The sequence below is a fragment of the Rhodopseudomonas sp. BR0C11 genome (genome assembly GCF_010820945.1).
GTDB classification, from domain to species: Bacteria; Pseudomonadota; Alphaproteobacteria; order Rhizobiales; family Xanthobacteraceae; genus Rhodopseudomonas; species Rhodopseudomonas palustris_H.
In genome coordinates, this window is record NZ_QTKI01000578.1 from 1 (window position 1) to 2,223 (window position 2,223).

Below are 2,223 nucleotides of genomic sequence, written 5' to 3' on the forward strand. Positions count from 1 at the left end.
GTCTTCGTCACTGACGACGCCGTCTTCGACCATCCGAGCCAGCACCCGATCGCGCGCGGCCTGGGCGGCATCCGGAAAACGATCGAGCCGGCGCGTTTCCGGCGACTGCGGCAAGGCGACCAGCAGCGCCGACTCCGCCAGCGTCAGCCGCTTCGGCTCCTTGCCGAAATACGCGATCGAAGCGGCGCGAATGCCTTCGAGATTGCCGCCATACGGCGCCAGCGCCAGATAAAGATCGAGGATCTGCTGCTTCGACAGCGTCTGTTCGAGTTCGACCGCGCGCACCATCTGCCGCAGCTTGGCGCCGACCGAGCGCTGGCGCCGCGGCTCCATCAGCCGCGCGAGCTGCATGGTGATGGTCGAGCCGCCGGAGACGATCCGGCCGTGGCTGACGAGCTGCAACGCGGCGCGTCCGACCGCGAGCGGATCGACGCCGTGGTGCTGATAGAACCGCTTGTCCTCGTAGGCGAGCAGCAGCTTGAGGTAGCGCGGATCGACTTCGGTCGTCGCATCGACCGGCAGCCGCCAGCGCCCGTCCGCCATCGCGAACGCCCGCAGCAATTTGCCGTGGCGGTCGACCACCGTCACCGACGTCTGCCGCGCCTCGTCGAGCGGCAACGGGCCGAGCGAGACGGCGTAAGCGAAAAGGCCGCCGCTTGCGATGGCGATCAGGAGCGCCGACACGAGGGCGGTCGTCTTGATCCTCCCCCAACCTCTCCACCCGTCATTGCGAGGAGCGAAGCGACGAAGCAATCCACGCAGCGCGCGTGGCGCTGGATTGCTTCGCTCCGCTCGCAATGACGCCTTGGCAGGCGTCAGGACCTCTCGCGACGCTGCGGGCGTGTTGGTCGGCCGCTCGCTCATTTCGCCGCCCGCACCTCGATCGTGCCGGTGCCGGTGCGGCCGTAGCGCGAGGGATTGTACATGTCCTCGACCACGGCCTGCGGCAGCACGTATTTGCCGGGCGACACCGCGCGCACCACGTAGGCGACCGTGAACACCGACTTGTCGTCGGCCTTGCGGTCGATCGCGGCGGTGAAGCGGTCGTCGCGGAACTCGGTGTTCACCGGCTCGGCGCCATCGGCGATCCAGCTCAGCGTGCCGGAGTCGCCCGACGACACCAGATGCGGATTGTCGATCTCCAGGCCCGCTGGCAGGTAGTCGGCGATCATGACGTGGCCGTATTCCGGCTTCGGCTCGGTGATCGTCAGCACCACCGCGAAGCGGTCGTTCTGCTTCGCCTTGGTGATGTCGGCCGGCTCGCCGCCGAGCGTGAAGTAGTTGCGCTCGATCTTGAATCCGTTGCTGGCGGCCGGCTCCGGGGTGATCGGCGAACCGCTCACCGTCACCACCGCCTGCACCGGGGAGTCGCCGGTGTTGGCGATCTTGAGCGGCTGGGCCTTCACCTCGTCCGCCTTGTAGCTGCGGTACAGCGCCGTTTTCACCGCATCGCCGTTGAGGTCGAGCGCCATCGTCTCCTTGGCGAGCGCGCGCGCCGCCAGCACCAGCCAGGCGTTCTCCTGGGTCGAGGTGTAAGGCGACAGCCCGCGCGCGGCTTCGACCCGCTGCACCGCCGTCGTCAGCGTCGGCCGCGGCGCGTTGCCTTCGCTGGCGAGCGACACCAGGGCCGCGGCGTCGCGCAGCTCCGAGCCGTAGTCGACCCGGCCGAGCACGATCGACGGCTTGGGGTTGAGGCTGTCGGCCGCCGCCGCATACACCCGCTCGGCCCGGGCGCGGTCACCGACCAGCGCCAGCGCCGCGGCAAGCTGTGCCTTGGCGATCGGCGTGGCCAGCTTGTCGAGCTTGGTATCGGCGAGATAGCGCAGGTCGCCGATCGGTGCGGCGCCGTTGCGGGCGAGCACATAGAGGCCATAGGCGAGATCGCGGCCGCCGTCCTTCTCCGGCTCATCGGCATTGACCACCGAGTTGCGGATGCGGTCGAGCGCGGCGCGGAACGCGACGTCCGGCACCACGAAGCGCTTCTCGCGCGCCCGGGTCAGGAAGTCGGTGACGTAGGCATCGAGCCAGGCATCGTCGCCGCCGGTCGACCACAGCCCGAACGAGCCGTTCGAGCCCTGCCGCGACAGCAGCCGGTCGATCGCGCCCTTGATCCGCTCGTCGGCGCTGCCGTCCATCGCCAGATGCGCGCCGGCGGCGAGATCGTTGACGTAGAGCAGCGGCATCGCGCGGCTGGTGATCTGCTCGGAGCAGCCGAACGGATAG

At 69.1% G+C, this 2,223-nt stretch carries 2 protein-coding genes; both read right to left on the reverse strand.

Features of this window, described 5'->3' with window-relative positions; genetic code table 11:
- A partial coding sequence (locus tag DYI24_RS25355) for a transglycosylase domain-containing protein (RefSeq protein WP_205523694.1) occupies nt 1-864 on the reverse strand: 864 nt, incomplete at its 3' end.
- Nucleotides 861-2,223: alpha-2-macroglobulin family protein (locus DYI24_RS25360; RefSeq protein ID WP_502706376.1), on the reverse strand; the 1,363-nt coding region annotated here is incomplete at its 5' end. The genes DYI24_RS25355 and DYI24_RS25360, both read right to left, overlap by 4 nt.